The 15,846-nt window shown below is 64.2% G+C and carries 18 protein-coding genes; 12 read left to right on the forward strand and 6 right to left on the reverse strand.

From position 1 onward, the window contains the following. Positions 1–228: 228 nt before the first annotated feature. Positions 229–1,308, reverse strand: coding sequence for a twin-arginine translocase subunit TatC (gene tatC, locus CV102_RS04300; RefSeq protein ID WP_148856667.1), 1,080 nt, complete (start codon positions 1,306–1,308; stop codon positions 229–231). 144 nt (positions 1,309–1,452) lie between these two features. Here tatC and CV102_RS04305 point away from each other — a divergent pair, with 144 nt between their 5' ends. Genes CV102_RS04305 through CV102_RS04315 form a run of 3 tightly spaced genes read left to right on the forward strand, consistent with a single transcriptional unit; the run spans position 1,453 to position 4,333 of the window. Continuing rightward, positions 1,453–3,801: a twin-arginine translocase subunit TatC gene (locus CV102_RS04305; RefSeq protein ID WP_148856668.1), complete on the forward strand. Its 2,349-nt coding sequence runs from the start codon at positions 1,453–1,455 to the stop codon at positions 3,799–3,801. A gap of 50 nt (positions 3,802–3,851) precedes the next feature. Then, on the forward strand, positions 3,852–4,028 hold the full coding sequence (locus CV102_RS04310) for a ribbon-helix-helix domain-containing protein (RefSeq protein WP_148856669.1): 177 nt from the start codon (positions 3,852–3,854) through the stop codon (positions 4,026–4,028). 50 nt (positions 4,029–4,078) lie between these two features. After that, on the forward strand, positions 4,079–4,333 hold the full coding sequence (locus tag CV102_RS04315; RefSeq protein WP_148856670.1) for a hypothetical protein: 255 nt from the start codon (positions 4,079–4,081) through the stop codon (positions 4,331–4,333). A gap of 45 nt (positions 4,334–4,378) precedes the next feature. Here CV102_RS04315 and CV102_RS04320 read toward each other — a convergent pair whose 3' ends face one another. Next, positions 4,379–5,164, reverse strand: a complete 786-nt coding sequence (locus CV102_RS04320) for a 23S rRNA (uridine(2552)-2'-O)-methyltransferase (protein ID WP_148856671.1) — start codon at positions 5,162–5,164, stop codon at positions 4,379–4,381. A 266-nt stretch (positions 5,165–5,430) separates the two neighbouring features. Here CV102_RS04320 and CV102_RS04325 point away from each other — a divergent pair, with 266 nt between their 5' ends. Beyond that, positions 5,431–5,676 carry a DUF7127 family protein gene (locus CV102_RS04325; protein WP_148856672.1) on the forward strand — a complete coding sequence of 82 codons (246 nt, stop codon included), beginning with the start codon at positions 5,431–5,433 and terminating at the stop codon, positions 5,674–5,676. 213 nt (positions 5,677–5,889) lie between these two features. Next, entirely contained in the window at positions 5,890–6,324 is a 435-nt protein-coding gene (locus CV102_RS04330) for a DUF2267 domain-containing protein (protein ID WP_148856673.1), read from the forward strand. Positions 6,325–6,352: 28 nt separating this feature from the next. Here the strand turns inward: CV102_RS04330 and CV102_RS04335 are convergent, their stop codons facing one another. Further along, entirely contained in the window at positions 6,353–7,168 is an 816-nt protein-coding gene (locus tag CV102_RS04335; RefSeq protein ID WP_148856674.1) for a hypothetical protein, read from the reverse strand. A gap of 65 nt (positions 7,169–7,233) precedes the next feature. Continuing rightward, a complete protein-coding gene (locus tag CV102_RS04340; RefSeq protein ID WP_148856675.1) occupies positions 7,234–7,791 on the reverse strand; it encodes a uracil-DNA glycosylase in 558 nt (185 codons plus the stop codon). A gap of 214 nt (positions 7,792–8,005) precedes the next feature. Between CV102_RS04340 and CV102_RS04345 the strand changes: the two genes are divergently transcribed. The 4 genes from CV102_RS04345 (at position 8,006) to CV102_RS04360 (ending at position 10,110) form a co-directional block, all read left to right on the forward strand. Then, complete coding sequence (locus tag CV102_RS04345; RefSeq protein ID WP_148856676.1) at positions 8,006–8,275, forward strand: hypothetical protein; 270 nt, start codon at positions 8,006–8,008, stop codon at positions 8,273–8,275. Between the two features lie 172 nt (positions 8,276–8,447). Further along, entirely contained in the window at positions 8,448–8,696 is a 249-nt protein-coding gene (locus tag CV102_RS04350; protein WP_148856677.1) for a PRC-barrel domain containing protein, read from the forward strand. Positions 8,697–8,875: 179 nt separating this feature from the next. Then, positions 8,876–9,619 (forward strand): DNA polymerase sliding clamp, encoded by a 744-nt coding sequence (locus CV102_RS04355; RefSeq protein ID WP_148856678.1) that lies wholly within the window; start codon positions 8,876–8,878, stop codon positions 9,617–9,619. A 161-nt stretch (positions 9,620–9,780) separates the two neighbouring features. Beyond that, a complete protein-coding gene (locus CV102_RS04360; RefSeq protein WP_148856679.1) occupies positions 9,781–10,110 on the forward strand; it encodes a HalOD1 output domain-containing protein in 330 nt (109 codons plus the stop codon). 132 nt (positions 10,111–10,242) lie between these two features. Here the strand turns inward: CV102_RS04360 and CV102_RS04370 are convergent, their stop codons facing one another. Then, a complete protein-coding gene (locus CV102_RS04370) occupies positions 10,243–11,103 on the reverse strand; it encodes an alpha/beta fold hydrolase (RefSeq protein WP_148856680.1) in 861 nt (286 codons plus the stop codon). A gap of 233 nt (positions 11,104–11,336) precedes the next feature. Here CV102_RS04370 and priL point away from each other — a divergent pair, with 233 nt between their 5' ends. Next, positions 11,337–12,413, forward strand: a complete 1,077-nt coding sequence (gene priL, locus CV102_RS04375; protein ID WP_148856681.1) for a DNA primase regulatory subunit PriL — start codon at positions 11,337–11,339, stop codon at positions 12,411–12,413. A gap of 199 nt (positions 12,414–12,612) precedes the next feature. Here the strand turns inward: priL and CV102_RS04380 are convergent, their stop codons facing one another. After that, the gene (locus CV102_RS04380) at positions 12,613–12,876 is read right to left on the reverse strand and encodes a DUF7472 family protein (protein WP_148856682.1); all 264 of its coding nucleotides are present in this window, start codon (positions 12,874–12,876) and stop codon (positions 12,613–12,615) included. A 255-nt stretch (positions 12,877–13,131) separates the two neighbouring features. Here CV102_RS04380 and CV102_RS04385 point away from each other — a divergent pair, with 255 nt between their 5' ends. Both CV102_RS04385 and CV102_RS04390 read left to right on the forward strand, forming a co-directional pair. Next, the gene (locus tag CV102_RS04385) at positions 13,132–13,791 is read left to right on the forward strand and encodes an SWIM zinc finger family protein (protein WP_148856683.1); all 660 of its coding nucleotides are present in this window, start codon (positions 13,132–13,134) and stop codon (positions 13,789–13,791) included. A 70-nt stretch (positions 13,792–13,861) separates the two neighbouring features. Continuing rightward, a complete protein-coding gene (locus CV102_RS04390; RefSeq protein WP_148856684.1) occupies positions 13,862–15,841 on the forward strand; it encodes an acyl-CoA dehydrogenase family protein in 1,980 nt (659 codons plus the stop codon). Positions 15,842–15,846 lie beyond the last annotated feature (5 nt).

Consider the following 15,846-nt stretch of genomic DNA (forward strand, 5'->3'; position numbering starts at 1 on the left):
GACCAATATCGTGCGCCAACTCACAGAACTCTGGAACACCCATAACCACTAAACGATAATCGTTTACACATGTCTGGTTTAGTGGGCGAGTTGTTTGGGTTCCGATAATCTGGGGACGGATACGGAGAATATAAGGCCGTAAAGAGAGCGAAAGACGGCGCTCGAGCGGACGAACGTTCAGTGCGGAAAACGTGGGTGTTCGACGCGAGGGACGCTAGACTGCCGGAGTTATCGGCCAGTCCACTTCAGGATCAACAGCGTTCCCTCGAACAGCACGATCATCATGATCGCGACGAGGATGGGTGCCATCATCGTCGGATCCACGGTGAACATGAACGACAGTCCCGCGAACCCGGCCCAGAAGTAGAGCCGCTTGTCGGCGAGCCACTTCCGGGTCGTGACGCCCATCATGATCGCGAGCATGATGAACAGCGGGATCTGGAAGACGATCGCGAGGAAACCGGTCAGCGTGATGATCAGGTTGAACGTTTCGCCGAGTGCGTAGGCGATGTCCGCGCTCCCTTCGGAGTAGAAGGTGAAGTACTGGAAGAGGATCGGCAACACGAGCAGGTAGGAAAACACCATGCCGAGTCCGGCGAGCACGACGCTCGTCGGAACCGCTGCGAGGTAGTACTTGCGCTCGTTCGGATAGAGCCCCGGTCGCATGAACAGGTAACACTGATAGATGAACATCGGCAGCGCGACCATGATGCCGAGCAGCGCCGAGAGCTTGATCCGGGTCAGCCACAGTTCGAGCGGGTGGTAGATCCGCGGTGGCTCGTTGATCTGCTCGGGGAAGACGTTGAGCCAGATGTGCTCGATAGCCTGTGAGGCCCACAGCAGTCCGATTGCCGTCCCGGCCGCGCCGACGAGCAAGACGACCGCGAGCCGAAGGACCATCTCCTCGATGTGATCCGCCAGCGGCATCTCCTCGTCGTCCGGCGGCGTCGAGATTCCGCCGACGTCCTCGTCCGGGTCCGGATAGGTGGGCTCAGTCTCGTCCGGCTGGTCGCCGACGATGCCTTCGCCGTCGGTTTCGACCGCGGGCGAGTCGTCGTCCACCTTCTCGAGGTTGTCGTTCGACGGATCGTCGCCGTCCGCGTCGTCGGGGTCGTCGGGATCTGAGGGTGGCGACTCCACCTCACCGCTGTCTGCGTCGCGAGCAGCCGACGCGTCGTCGGCACCTTCGGCTGTGGGAGTCGTGGGATCGGATTCCGAACCGGCGTCGTTCGGCGGCTGCTCTCCGAAATCGTCCTGCGGCTCCTCGGGGGGCTCGACGTCCCCATCGTTCGCCGACTCGTCCGACATCTACAGAGATATAGATAGCCCGCCAGTTATAGGCCTTTTCTTACAAACACCGTGTAGCGTTGACAAGGGTGTGGAGTTTCGTCGAGACGGGGGCTACGTACACGAAAGGTTGATAACCGAATGTAAGTTACCAACCACCAGCAAATGAGTTCTGCCGTCGACGAAGATACTGCCCGTGCCATCAACACTGGCCGGGAAACGATCGGCGCGTTGCTCTCGAGCGTGCAGACGCACCTTCAGAAGGTATTCATTGTCTTCGTCATCGGCTTCGTCGGCTCCTTCTACGCCCTGCGGATATGGATCTGGGACTTCCTCGAGGCGACGGCGGAATCGGAGATGAGTCAGGAGGTCGCCGTGGCGACCGACATCATCACCCGGACGCCGTTCGAGGTGATACTCCTGCAGGCGAAGATCGGAATGCTGGTCGGGATCATCCTCGCGATTCCGGCGCTGGTGTACTTTTCCCGGGACAAGCTTCGTCAGCGCGGGTTCCGGTCGGTCGTTCCCATCTCGAAGCTCTACATGGCCGGCTTCGCCGTCACCTCGTTCGTCCTGTTCTGGGTCGGCGTCTTCTACGCCTACGCGGTCTTCTTCCCCTTCGCGTTCGACTTCCTCGCCGTCGTCGCATACGAGGCCGGCGTCGATCCGAGCTGGGGGATCACCGAGTTCACCGAGTTCATCGCCCTGCTGACCCTCTCGTTCGGTCTCGCAGCACAGATGCCGCTGTTTATGGGCGTCCTCTCGTACACCGAGATCGTCCCCTACGAAACGTTCCGGGACAAGTGGCGCCACGCGGCGGTCGCCATCACGGTCTTCGGCGCGATGTTCTCCCCGCCAGACCCGTTCACGCTGGTCATGTGGGCGCTTCCGCTGTTTGCGCTCTACGTCTTCAGTCTCGGACTCTCGAAAGTGGTCACCAACGTCCGTCGGCGGGGTGCGGCCGAACTCGACACCGGAACGGCGCTGATGAAACGCCGCCTCTTCCAGTTTATCGGCCTCGTGATCGTCGCCGGCGTCGCAGCGATCGCGTTCATCAACCTGGGCGGGTTCACGATCGTCAGCGAATCGGTGTATCCACAGCTTCCGGACGCACTGCAACCCGCCGACGGGAACATCGGTCTCTCGCCGATCGCCGCCGAACACGGCCTGCTGGGAGAACTTGCCGTCGGTGCGATCGCAGCCGTTTCGATCGGCTTTCTCGTGCTCATCGGCTACGCACTGAAGATCCTGCAGTCGCCGGTCTACCCGCGTGAAGACGATATTCGAGCCGCCGACACCGCCGAAGACGTCGACTTCGAGACGCTCGAGGCCCCGGACATCGAGGACGTGCCCGCGACAGTCTTCCTCGAGATGGAAGAAGAAGAGGCCCTCGAGTACTCCCGGAAGGCGATGTACGACGACAACCGGGACAAGGCCCAGGCGATCCTCGACCGGTTCGACGGACTGCAAAAGCAACAAGAGGAGGCGGCCGACGAGGAGGGAGACTCGAGTGCCGGTGCGACCGGTGCGACGGGCGCCGGTGCGGCGGCTGCCGAAGGCGGCGAGGAGGAGGAGGGAAGCTTCGTCTCGAGTACGGCCGCCGGGATGCTCGACGCCTTCACGGAGGAGGAGACGACCGAGGACGACATCGGCGGCTACGCCTACGACCTGGCGTTTATCTTCAACAGCCTCACCTCGAAGATGTTCTACATCGTGGGCGTGTTCATGGCCGTCCTCGGCGGTACCTTCGTCGCGCTCTACCAGGGTGGGTTCGGCGTCATTCTCGCCCAGTTCGTCAACCGCGTTCCCGACGAGGTCCTCAACGAGGTCGCCGAGGGGAACGACGCGGACGTCTCCGGCGCCGAGTCGACGACGGATCTGATCGGCGATCTCGGACTCGTCATCGCGCTCCACCCGGTCGAAGTGCTGATCTTCATGGTGAAGGTGAGCACGATCCTGGCGATTATCGCCGTCCTCCCGCTGATCCTGTACTGGGGCTGGCCTGCCGCACGAGAGCGCGGACTCGTTCGCGGCGATCCGCGGGTGATTCTCGTCTGGGGCGGGGCGATGCTCGGCGGATTCGGTCTCGGCCTGTTCCTGGGCTTTTACTGGATCGCGCCCGCGGTGATCTCGTACCTGATCACCGACGCCGTCACGAACGGGATGATCGTTACCTACCGGATCAATAGCTTCTCTTGGCTCGTGATCTACACGACTATCGGCGTCGGCTTCCTGTTCAACATCGTCGTCACGATGGCGCTGTTCCACATCGGTGGCATCGTCAACTACCGGACGATGCTCGCGCGCTGGCGACCCGTCGTCGTCGGGATCTTTACGGCCGCTGCGTTCTTCAGCCCGAAGGGGATCCTGACGATGCTGATGGTGGCCATTCCGATCGCGCTGACCTACGTCCTCGGACTCGTCGTGCTGTACGTCCTCACCGGCGGCGGCCGGTTCTTCGGCGGTGGGCGCGGCGGCACTCCCGAACCCGAAGCCAACGCCGCCGCCGAGTAAACGAGCGAATCGGCCGACGGCTTAAGGGAGATCGATACAAACGCCTTTACATGCCCAAGATCAGCGTCGAAATCCCACAGGAACTGCTCGACGATCTGGACGGTCACGTCGGCGACGACGGCAAATTCGTCAACCGAAGCGACGCAATCCGTGCCTCGATTCGCAAGACGCTGGATATCCTGGACGAGATCGACGACCGTCACGACCGCCTCGAGACCGAAGAATAGCAGGCGTAATTTCCAATGGTTTATAGGGAACTAGCAGAGAGTCCCCAGCGATGACAGTACCTGCGACCGAAAAAGGGGACGGGGAGGCGACCGAGGCAATCGAACTCCCGGCAACCGAGACGGTCCAGCGCGCTCTCCACGAAGCGAGCGGACATCTCTACGACGAACTCGCGACCGCCGACCAGAACGACGCGACGGAAGACGAGCAGCTACCGGCAGACGTCTTCGACGCGCTCGAGGAGTTCTACGTGGCGACCGCGGAGGAGTCGGTGACGTCCGTCCGTATTAGCTACGAACAGGAGTGAGAAGCGAGAAGAAACGAACGCGGGGGAGTCACCGAAACCGACCGACTACTCGTCGTCGATCCGTTCTGCGAAGCCGAAGTTCGGCTTGACGTCCTCGACGCGAACCTCGACGACGTCGCCCTCCTCGGTCGAGGGGACGAACAGTCGGAATCCGTCGACCGAGGCGATGCCGTCTCCCTCGTTGCCGACGTCGACGATCTCGACCTCGAGTTCGTCCCCCTCGCTGACGGGCGCCGTGAGCCGCCCCTTGGCGATGAGGAAGAGTTCGGAGGACTCCTTTCGCGAGGCCTTCGGCGTCGTCGCGCGGACGTACTGGAACTCCTCTTCGACCTCCGCACGAAACTCGTCGACGTCGGGGCCGTCGAACACCTTGGCGACGAAGTTACCGCCACTGTCGAGTAGCTCGAGGGCCGTCTCGAACGCCTGTCGGGCGAGGTGTAGCGAGCGGGCCTGGTCGAGCGAGTACTCGCCGGTCATGTTCGGCGCCATGTCCGAGACGACGACGTCCACGGTGCCGCCGGCAGCGTCGGTGACGCGCTCGCGCGTACGCTCCTCGGTCATGTCTCCGCGGAGCGTCTCGATGCGGTCGTTCACCGACGGCTCCTCGAGGTCCTTGATCCGCTGGAGGTCGACGCCGATCACCTGTCCCCGCGGGCCGACCTTCTCGGCGGCGACCTCGAGCCAGCCGCCGGGTGCGGCACCCAGGTCGACGACCGTGTCGCCGCCGGAGATGACGTTCTCGAGGTCGTCGAGCTGTTTGAGCTTGTACGCCGCTCGACTCCGATATCCTTCCTGTTTCGCCTTGTTGTAGTAGTGGTCTTTTCGTGCCATGATTCGTACCTCGTATGGAAGTGACCTCGAGTCAGTACCGCGCTCGATACTGGCCGAGGGGACCGATCCGGGCTCCGTCGTCGGGACGGCTCCGTGATGGATCAGTCGTGTTCGTATCGAGGCTACGGACCAGAAGCGGAAAGACCTGCTGAAAGCGATCTGAACGTGGCGACGACGGTTCGAATCGACAGCGGGATCGGAGTCACGGTGATCGGGGTAGCAACTTCGTGCATGCCTCTTAGGGACGTGGCCGCCAACGGCCGACCATGGAAACGCCACCCGAACTCGAAGCGGCGGCGGGAGAGAACGACGACGTCACGATCACCGAACGGGAGTACGACGAAGAGTACATCATCGCAGTGGACTTCGGCCAGCGCGCCGGAACGCCGACACTCGACGTCGTCGACGAGACGGCGATTATCGTCGTAGATGGCGGCCAGTTCGAGTTCGCGGTTCCGTCCGACGCGAACGAGGTAACGGTCAACGACGGCATTCTCACCATCAAGGGTTGATCACGGTCGGCGAACGCATCGGGGGAAACCTGTCGTAGTAGCCAAAGAGCGAACGTCGTAGGAGCCCGAGAGCGAACGGACCGTCTTTGCAGTAGTATCGACTGATATCGCGGACGAGAAGACGACCAACCGCTCGTTTCTCTCGTCGGTACGGTCATCGCGAGTAGTCCGCAGGCTCCAGTTTTTTCGCCCGTGGTGTGGTACCTCGCCGCAATGGATTACCACGAATTCGTCGGCGAGGTACAGCATCGACTCGAGCTCCCCGGCATGGGCGAGGCGGTTCGGGCGATTCGCGCCGTTCTGACGACGCTCGGAGAGCGCGTCCAGGAGGGCGAAGCCTCCAATCTCGCGGGTCCGCTTCCGATGGAGATCGATCGGTTCCTGCTCGAGGCGGAGTCGGGCCAGCAGTTCGGCTTCGACGAGTTCGTCGACCGCGTCGCCGAACGGGCGGGCCTCGAGGACGACGACGGCCGAGCGGAAGCCGTCTACTACGTGCAAGCGATCTTCGCGCTCCTCGCGGACGTCGTGCCGGGCAGCGAGTTCGAAGAAGTGCAGGAGAATTTCCCGGAGGACGAAGACTACGACCAGTTCTTCGAACTCGTTGGCGTCGAAGAAGCCTTCGAGGAAGGGAAAGGCCGCGGGAACTGACGACCGGCGGAGATACCGTTCGCCGTCGTTACTGCGTCTCGTCTCGCTCGTCGTCGGCTTCCTCCGCCGTGGAGTCGGTGAACGCGTCGTCCTCGTCGCGGATCCGTCCCGATTCTTCGCGTCGGTCGGGCTCGTTCTCGCCCGTGGTATCAGTCGATCCCTCGCGTTGCCCGACGTCCTCGTCGGCCGTGATCTCGGACTCCGGCTCCTGGTTGGTCAGTTCCGTCGGATCGACCTCGAGTTCGCGGCTCGCCTCGTCTTCGATCGCCTCCAGCTCCTCGGCGTCGTCCGTCGCCTCGGTCGGCTCGCCGGCTTCCGGCGGTTCTGTCTCGTCGGGCGCTTCCATCTCCTCGGACGGGTCCACGCGCGGGCCGCCCTCCGCGTCGTCGTAGAACTCGTCGTCCTCCATCATCGGCTCCGACTCGTCGAGGCCGCCCGTGCCGGCGCTGCTCCCCGTCCCGTCGACGTCCGTCTCCGGCTCGGTGGGGTTCGACGCCACCGGCTCTCCGGGGGCGTGGCCGACCTCCCGCTGTTCCGCATCGTCGGGCCGCCCCTCCTCGTCCGCGTCGTCGACCGTCGTGCCCGACGTAAGACTCTCCGTCGGGAACTCCCCCTCGAGCCGGACCGCCTCGTCGGTCACCCGATCGACGGAGTCGTCCGCGAGCGGGATGGCCTCCTCGGCGTCGCCCTCCCAGTCGAGGACGGCCTTGATCGAGTCCGTCATGCCCGGCTCCGGTTCCACGTAGGCGGTTTCCGGATCGACGTCGACGACGGCGCCGAGGTTCTCGCCAGCCGCGCTCTCGACGATCTTGCCGATATCGTCGTCCGTGAACGTTGGGCTCATACGCCGAGCGTAGCACGGTCCGCGACAAGCCGTTCCTGCCTGCACAGCACGGGCGCGTCGGCTCGTTACGCCAGCTCGAGCGCCGTTCGCAGGTCCGACTCGATCGCGTCGACTTTGCTCCGGTCGTACAGCGCCGCCGCCGGGTGAAACGCCGGCACGACGGTTCGACCCTCGCGTGTTAACTGCTGGCCGTGCAGGTCCGTGATCGTCTCGTCGGTGTCGAGGAGTTCGCCCGCCGCGAAACTCCCCATCGGGACGAGAACGGACGGATCGACACGCTCGAGTTCGGCCTCGAGCACCGGCCACCAGGCCTCGATCTCGGCGACGTAGGGGTCGCGGTTCTCCGGCGGCCGCACCTTGACGAGGTTGGTAATGTAGAGGTCCCGCCGGTCGTGCCCGATGGACTCGAGCGCGCGATCCAGCTGTTTCCCCGCCTGGCCGACGAACGGTTCGCCCTGGGCGACTTCCTGTTCGCCCGGCGCCTCGCCGACGAGCATCACGTCGGCGGTGAGCGGTCCGGCGCCGGGAACGAACCGCTCGCGGTCGAACTGATCGTCCGGGACGGTCTCGAGTGCGTCGGCGAACACGCTCTCGAACTCCCACTCCGTGTCCTGGTCGCTCATGGTGGCGGGCTACGGCAGCGTCGAAAAACATCGTTTCCTTGCGTACGCATCCCCGAGCGCAGCCGACGCGTTCGCCGCTCGGCAGTCGCGTGGCCCACGTTTTATTTTCGGCTCCAGGAGCCCCGCGGCGGCCACGAAAGACCGGCGAAACGTGGGTCGGAACGAGGCACATTCAGGGCCTATCGTTAGGCCACTGGCTGGGGACAAGCCGTACATGGCCGACGTTCCAGACGCCGAAACCGTCGAAACGGAAGACGAGTACATCCACGTCCGGTTCCGGGATCCCGACCGGTACGACGAGATCCGCACGCCCGACTGGGCGGAAGACCCCGCGGAGTCGGTCTCCGAGGGGAGCGAGGTGCGAACCGGGAAAGTCGAAGGCGAGGACGACTGGGAGGTGACCAGCGTGCTGATCGAGAAACACGTCGGCGAGGAGAAAGCCGAGGAGCAGGCGCGCGAAATCGTCGAGAAGATCGAGTCCTGATACGGTCGGTCGTAACTGGTTCCCGGGCAACCGCGAACCGTCGTGCGGTTGCCCCGGAACTGGCTTCCAACCGGCCGTACGAAAGGGGCACGCGCTCGCTCGAGCACCCGAGTTCCGAACGGTTGCGAACTCCGGGACAGCAGTTATCCCGTCGAGACGTCGATGTCGGACCATGGGCGCAGAGATTACGATGGAGGACGGCGGAAAGCGCGTGATCGATAGCAACGGAAACGAGATCGGCGTCGTCACCGACGTCGACGACGAGGACGGGACGGCCTACGTCGAGCCCAATCAGGAGATCGGCGGTGAACTCAAGTCCAGGCTCGGCTGGGGACGCGACGCGCAGAGCGAGTATCCGCTGCGGAACGACGCGATCGGCGAGATCACCGAGGAAGAGATCCTGTTGCGCGAAGAGTACTGAGACCGTCGGCTGTAGTCAGTGCCGGAGGATTCGCGGCAACCGACCGGCGAATCCTCCAATCAGTTACAGCCGACAGTACGAGTGAACCCTACCAGCGGGGCAGTGCCGAGCCGCCGCTCGCGGGGCCGCCCGCGCGTAAAGGGTGCATTTTTATGGCGACCGTTCGTAGCCCGTCCTATATGTTCAAGGCCATCGTGAGCGCCGAAACGCTCACCAGCGCGCTCGATTCGGTGAGCGTTCTGGTCGACGAGTGCAAGATCCACCTCGAGGAAGACGGCCTCGAAATTCGAGCCGTCGACCCCGCGAACGTCGGGATGGTCGATCTCTCGCTGGAGGCGGCCGCGTTCGAATCCTACGAGGCCGACGGCGGGCTGATCGGCGTGGATCTCTCCCGACTCGAGGATATCGCTGGTATGGCCGACTCCGGCCAGCTCATCCAGTTCGAACTCGACGAGGAAACTCGCAAGCTTCACATCCAGATCGACGGACTCGAGTACACCCTCGCGCTGATCGATCCCGACTCCATCCGCCAGGAGCCGGACATCCCGGAGCTCGACCTGCCGGCACGGGTCGTCCTCGAGGGGAAAGACGTCAACCGCTCGGTCAAGGCGGCGGACATGGTCTCCGATCACATCGCGCTGGGCGTCGACGAGGGCGAGGAGTTCTTCTACGTCAACGCGGAGGGCGACACGGACGACGTCCACCTCGAACTCACCCAGGAGGAGCTGATCGACCTGCAGTCCGGTCCGGCCCACTCGCTGTTCTCGCTGGACTACCTGAAGGACATGGACAAGGCGATTCCCGGCGACGCCGAGGTCACGCTCGACCTCGGTGAGGAGTTCCCGGTCAAGATCTACTACGGATTCGCCGAAGGGCAGGGCCAGGTTACCTACATGCTGGCGCCGCGCATCCAGAGCGACTGATCGCGACGACACCCTCCTCTCTTCGTTCTTCCTGCTGTCCCCGTCGACTACCGGTGGCTCCGCCAACAACTCATGTGTGACAGATACTCACGCTCGGCGTGATTTAAAGCAGGAACATGGTAAGGAGGGATCCTACCAGTGAAGCGGCTGTACGCGATAGTATGCCCTCCACCGGCAACTCCAGCGACTGTCGAGAATCGCGATACGAGACGACGTTCGATCCGGCTGCCGGCGAGCGTGCGAGCGAGGTCGTCATCACCGCGATCGGAACCGTTACCGGCTCGGATCCGGCTCACCTCGAGCCGCTGTACGACGCCATCGAGCCGGACGCACTCGATTCGCTGTGCGATCACGCCCGCCGAAAGCTCGAGACCGAGGCGCATCAGCTCCGGTTTTCGTACGCAGGGTTCGACATCGACGTGTGGACCGACGGCAGAGTCCGAGTGCTCGAGCCGTCGCCCAGCTCCGAAGTCGTCGTCGACGCCGAGTAGCTGGCCGACCGACGCGCCGCGTCGTACTGTCGGACAACGGTCAGTGAACACTCGATCACGTCTCGCGGATCGTCGCCGCCGACACTCACCGCTCGAGTGCGATCGAGGCGTGAAGAGTGCTGTCCGACAGTATCAGTCGTGGGCGTCCAGGAACGAACGCAGCCGCTGATTGACGCGGTCTGCGTCCTCGATGAAGAAGCAGTGTGAGCCGCCGTCGACGAGTTCGAGGCGCGCGTCGGGGATCTTTTCGTCGAGCAGTTTGCCGTTCGCGACGGGGACAACCTCGTCGTTCGTCCCGTGCATGACCAGCGTCGGGACCCGAATGCGCTCGAGGCGATCACTGACGTCGAACTCGAGTGCGGCGGCCGCCTGGGCCTCGCGGGCCGGTTCGTCGGCGTCCTGCTCGAGTCGCCACTCGATGATCCGGTCCATCAGGTGCGGATTCCGGTTCGTGAACCGCTCGTTGAACGAGGGGCGCATCCGGTGGCGGAGCACCTCGCGCTCGCTCGCGCCCTTCGGCGTGTCGAAGATGTGTTCCTGCGTTTCGTCGGGGATTGGGACGGCGTCGGGGCCGCCGTGGGTCGTACAGCAGAGCGTTAGCGTCTTCGCGCGCGAGTACTCGAGCGCGTAGCGCTGGGCGATCATCCCGCCCATGCTCGCGCCGACGATGTGGGCGTCGTAGATCCCTTCCTCGTCGAGGACGGCCTCGAGGTCGGCGGCCAGTCCGCCGATCGAGTAGCCGGCCAGTTTGAAGATGAGCGGTGCGCGGAGTTTGCGCGGCAGCCGTGGGACGAGCGGGGGCAGCCCGGCGTCGGATCGACCAGTTCCCCGGTTGTCGGGGGCGATCACGCCGTACTCGCCGGAGACGGCCTCGCGCTGCCAGCGCCACATCCATCGCCCGAAGCCGAGTCCCTGCAGGAAGACGACCGGCGTCCCGTCCCCCTCATCTCGTTCGTAGTAGATCGACACGCCGTCTCGAGTGACCCGTGGCATACCCGTGCTGACGTGTCGGACGCCCTTGAAGCCGACCCTCGAGGCAGAGCAATAGGGGATTACTGACTCGAACCGTCGCCTCGACGAGAAACGGACGACTGGAACGAGGTGGTAAAACAGTGTTACGGACGACTGGTTCGAGTCGGTGACTGACGTGACTGGCGAACAGTCACGGCTTCCAATAGCCGCGACAATCAGGGCGTTTAACCCGTCGCAGTAATTCTACGTTACCGATGGAGCGACTGCACGCCAGATACCCGTTTCTCGAGGCCGCTCGCGAGACCGTGGCGACGGAGGCCGTCGATCTGGTCACCATCGTCGAACAGGACGAGGCGGTCGTCGAGCGCGCCACCGAGCGGGTCGTTACCGCGCTCGAGGACGGCGAGATCGGTGACTCGCACCGCGATCCGCGCGTCGAACTCCTCTCGTATCCGGTCGCTCGCGTGCTCGTCTCGCTGGTCGACGAACGCGTCCTCGTGCGCAAGTACGCTCGCGCCGAGGCCGCGAGCGCCTACGAGCGGTTCACTGCCGACTTCGAGGACACCGTCGAACTCAAGAGCGTCGAGTCGACCGGGCTGGATCTCGAACACCTGCTCGCGGAGTTCGACCTCCAGGACGTCGTCCGGGAGACGAACGACGGCTACCGGATCGACGTCGGCACATACCTCCCGCTCGCCGAGGACCTCTGGGACGACGAGTGGCGACTCGTCAACCGCGCGCTGGCCGACGGCGAGGTCCCCGTCGAGGAAGACGACCTCCTCCTGCTCGTTCGGGAGGCGATCCGGGACCGGATCGAGGACGGGTTGCCGTTCGACGTTCCCGACGCCATCGAGACGAGTCTCGAGGAGGAAGCGAGCGAGATCCGGGAGGTGCTCGCCGACCTCGAGTTGACCCGCGAGATCGACACCGTCGTTCCGGACCTGTTCCCGCCGTGTATGAAGGCGCTGCTCGACCAGATCCAGAAGGGCGAACACCTCCCCCACCACTCGCGGTTCGCGATCACCGCCTTCCTGACGAGCATCGGGATGTCGACCGACGATATCGTCGATCTCTACCGGGTGAACTCCTCGTTCGGCGAGGAGATGACGCGCTACCAGACCGACCACATCGGCGGCGAGACGTCGCCGACGGAGTACTCGCCACCCTCCTGTGCGACGATGCAGTCCTACGGGGACTGCGTCAACAAGGACGACCTCTGTGAGCGCATTCCGCACCCGATGGCCTACTACGAGCAGCGAATCGACGACAGCGACGACGACGAACTCGAGGACTGGCGCGAGAACGCGAGCGAGTCGGCGACCGGGGACTAAGCGGCGTTACTGTAGCCGACTCGATCGGTAGTCGCCCTCGGAGAACTCGTCTCCCTGTTTCTGTTTCTCCCGAAGCGCCTACTCCTCTCCCTTCTGAAGCGCCTGCTCGTCTGGTGGGTCCACGTCGAACGGGTAGCTACTCGAACTGGAACGCACCGTAGCTACCCGTTGGTCGCCCGAATGAGAAGAGACCGACCGGTCAGGCTGCGTTCTTCGTCTCCATCTCGTCCTCGCCCTCGAGACCGTCCTCGGGATCGTTCAGCAGGTACGCCAGGCCGATCCCGACGGCGGTCAGGAGGAAGATGAAGCCGATAATCACGCCGACCAGCATCTCGCCACCTTCCGGTGAGAGCGTCCCGTCGGCGGTCCTGTACTCGGAACCGATGACGATCATGGTACCGAGCATCAGGAGGACGGACGTCACGGCCACGGCGATTTCGATGAGCCGCTCGCGCTCGAGCATTATCGCATCAGTTTCGCCGGCCGAGGCAAAAGCGCTTCGAAGGGCCGCTCGAGCGAGTCACCACTCGCCTGAACTCCCGCTCTCGGGACCCGGAGAACACGACAGCGAGCGAGGTTATCGGCATTTTGTATATAAAGGACGGGCGCGCGTACGCAGGCAGTCCCGTTATTTCGGTCGAGTACCTAGCAGCGTCGAATAGCCAGTCGAGTACGATTCCGGCCTCTTAACCGGAAAATCAGCCCTACGACGCAACCCATGAAAACAAAAGCGTCACCGAAGACACCACTTCCAGTACCGTCCGCCGATCACCTCGAGGAGCGCTCGCGCCGCGCGCACACCGAACCGATGTCGGTGCTCGCGCTTGGCGATGGCCTCTACGAGATCGAATCGGCCAGCGACCACACCTACCTCGTCGATCTCGAGGGTGGCCGGTGTACCTGCCCCGACCACGTCTTCCGCGGCGTCCGCTGCAAGCACATCCGCCGCGTCGCGATCGAGATCACTGACGGCCGAACGCCGCCGCCGGGGAAGATCGCTGTCGTGTGTCACGACTGCGACGACGCGGTCTTCGTCGAGGAAGACGCCCCTGAGCCGCACTACTGCGACGACCACACGATCTGGCCCGGCGACCGCGTCGTCGACCGCGAGACCGGCGATCGGCTCACCGTCGTCGACGTCTCGGAGCTTCGAGCCGATGCGGTCCGACTCGAGGCCACGGGTCGGACCGTCGCCGAGTACGAGACGAACGCCAACTACGACGGCGACGTGCCCGTAGTCGGTGCGATCTACCCGCACGCGACGGTCGCCCCCAGCGGCGTCGTCCCCGAGTCCCTGAAGGTCTACGTCTTTCCCCGAACGCGACTCGAGAAGGTGATATCGCGACGATCGCGACGGAAACGGTCCACCGCCGCGTAACAACGGCCGACAACGCACGACACGTTGGATAGCTTGCGTTTTATTGATAATCGTGATCAAGTAGCACGGTATGGACACCGGGATCGACTACGGCCAGTACGACGAGGGCCGACACGTCAACTACTGGCGCCTGGATCGAACGCTCGAGCGCGAACTCCGCCGCGTCTACAACGCCGAGGAGTTCGAGTGGGCCGAACCTCGTCTCGAGTCGTTCGGCGAGACCGTCGGTCACACGATCGCCGACAACGCCGACTACGTCGACGACCACGGGCCGGAACTCGAGCCCTACGACAAGCACGGCGAAGTACAGAACTACGTCCGGTACCCCGCCGAACAGTTCGAAGACGAGCGACTCGCCTACGAGGCCGGCATCGTCGCCGACGCCTTCGAAGCGCCGTCCGAGCGAGAGAAACCGATGCCGCTCTCGCACAACCTCGCGATGCAGTACCTGCTGTGTTACGCCGATCCCGGCTTCGACTGCCCCGTGGCGATGACCGCTGGCGCAGCGCTCGTTCTGGAGAAGTTCGGCGACGAGGCGCTCGAGCCCTACTACGAGGCGTTGACGAGTCGCGACTACGAGGACCTGATCGAGGGCGCGATGTTCCTCACCGAGAAGCAGGGCGGCAGCGACGTCGGCGCCAACGAGACCCGCGCCGAGTACGACGACGAAGAGGAGTGCTGGCGGCTCTACGGCGAGAAGTGGTTCTGCTCGAACATCGACGCCGAGGGAACGCTCGCGCTCGCCCGGACCGAGGATGCTCCCGACGGGACGGACGGCCTCTCGATGTTTCTCGTCCCTCACGCCGATCCCGACTGCGAGGCGCGTTGCGTTCGAGAATCGCAGGACGATTCTCGCAGCCCATCAGAAGTGCAACGCACTTCTGAGGACGCCTCGGATAGTGCGAGCAGGGACATCCCGCGAGCAGGACCCGTCACGAAAGGCGACCTGCTCGAGGACGGCCCGCTCTCCCCCGACGAGGTCAACGACCAGCTCTACCGCCGATTGAAGGACAAACTCGGCACCATCTCGGTGCCGACGGGCGAGGTCGAGTTCACGGGCGCGAAAGCGATCCTCGTCGGCGAGGAAGAGAACGGGTTCCGACAGATGGCCGAGATGCTCAACCTCGAGCGTCTGTCGAACGCGGCGGCCTCCTGCGGGATCATGGGCAGGGTGCTGCTCGAGAGCAAGATCTACGCCGCGAATCGCGAGGCGTTCGGCGAGACGATCGATCAGTATCCGCTGATGCGAGCGGATCTGGTCGACATGGCCGTCGATCACGAGGCCGCGGTGGCGTACGTTTTCGAGGCCGCGCGGCTGCTGTCGGAGCGCGAACGAGCCGAACGCGCGGAGCACGGCTCCGCGGAAACGACGAGCGGTGAAACTGCGAGCGCGGGCGAAGACGCCGACGACGCCTACCGGCTGATGCGACTCCTGATACCCATCGCGAAGCTTCGCACCGCGCGCATGGCCGTCGACACGGCCTCCTACGGGATGGAGGTCCACGGCGGCAACGGCTACGTGAACGACTTCGTCACCAACCGAATGCTCCGGGACGCGCAGGTCCTACCCATCTGGGAGGGAACCGAGAACGTCCTCTCGCTGGACGTCCTCCGGGCGCTCGAGCGCGAGGACGCCCACGAACCGCTGCGGAAAATCGTCGAGGACCGGCTCGCGACGGTCGACCATCCCGCGCTCGCCGAGACCGTCGACACCGTCGAAAGCGAGTACCACGACCTGCTGGGAGCGCTCGCGACGCTCGCCGGCGAAGACGGCGAGTACGCCCAGCTATCGGCCAAGCGACTCGCCCACTACGTCTTCGACGTCTTCACCGCCGCGTTGCTGCTCGAGGAGGCCCAGACGGAACTCGAGGAGGGGAACGGTCGGATGGCGCTCGTCGCCAAGCGGTTCGTCGCGAACGAACTCGAGGAGTCGGAGGCGCGCGGGATCACGAGCGGAGATCGGTTCGCGCTCGAGGCGTTCGATCCGATCGTCCGGTACGCACCGGTCGATCCCGAGCAGCTTTCGGAGAGCGTCCCAGCCGACGATTAGGATCG

The organism is Natronococcus pandeyae (genome assembly GCF_008122205.1).
Lineage (GTDB): Archaea > Halobacteriota > Halobacteria > Halobacteriales > Natrialbaceae > Natronococcus > Natronococcus pandeyae.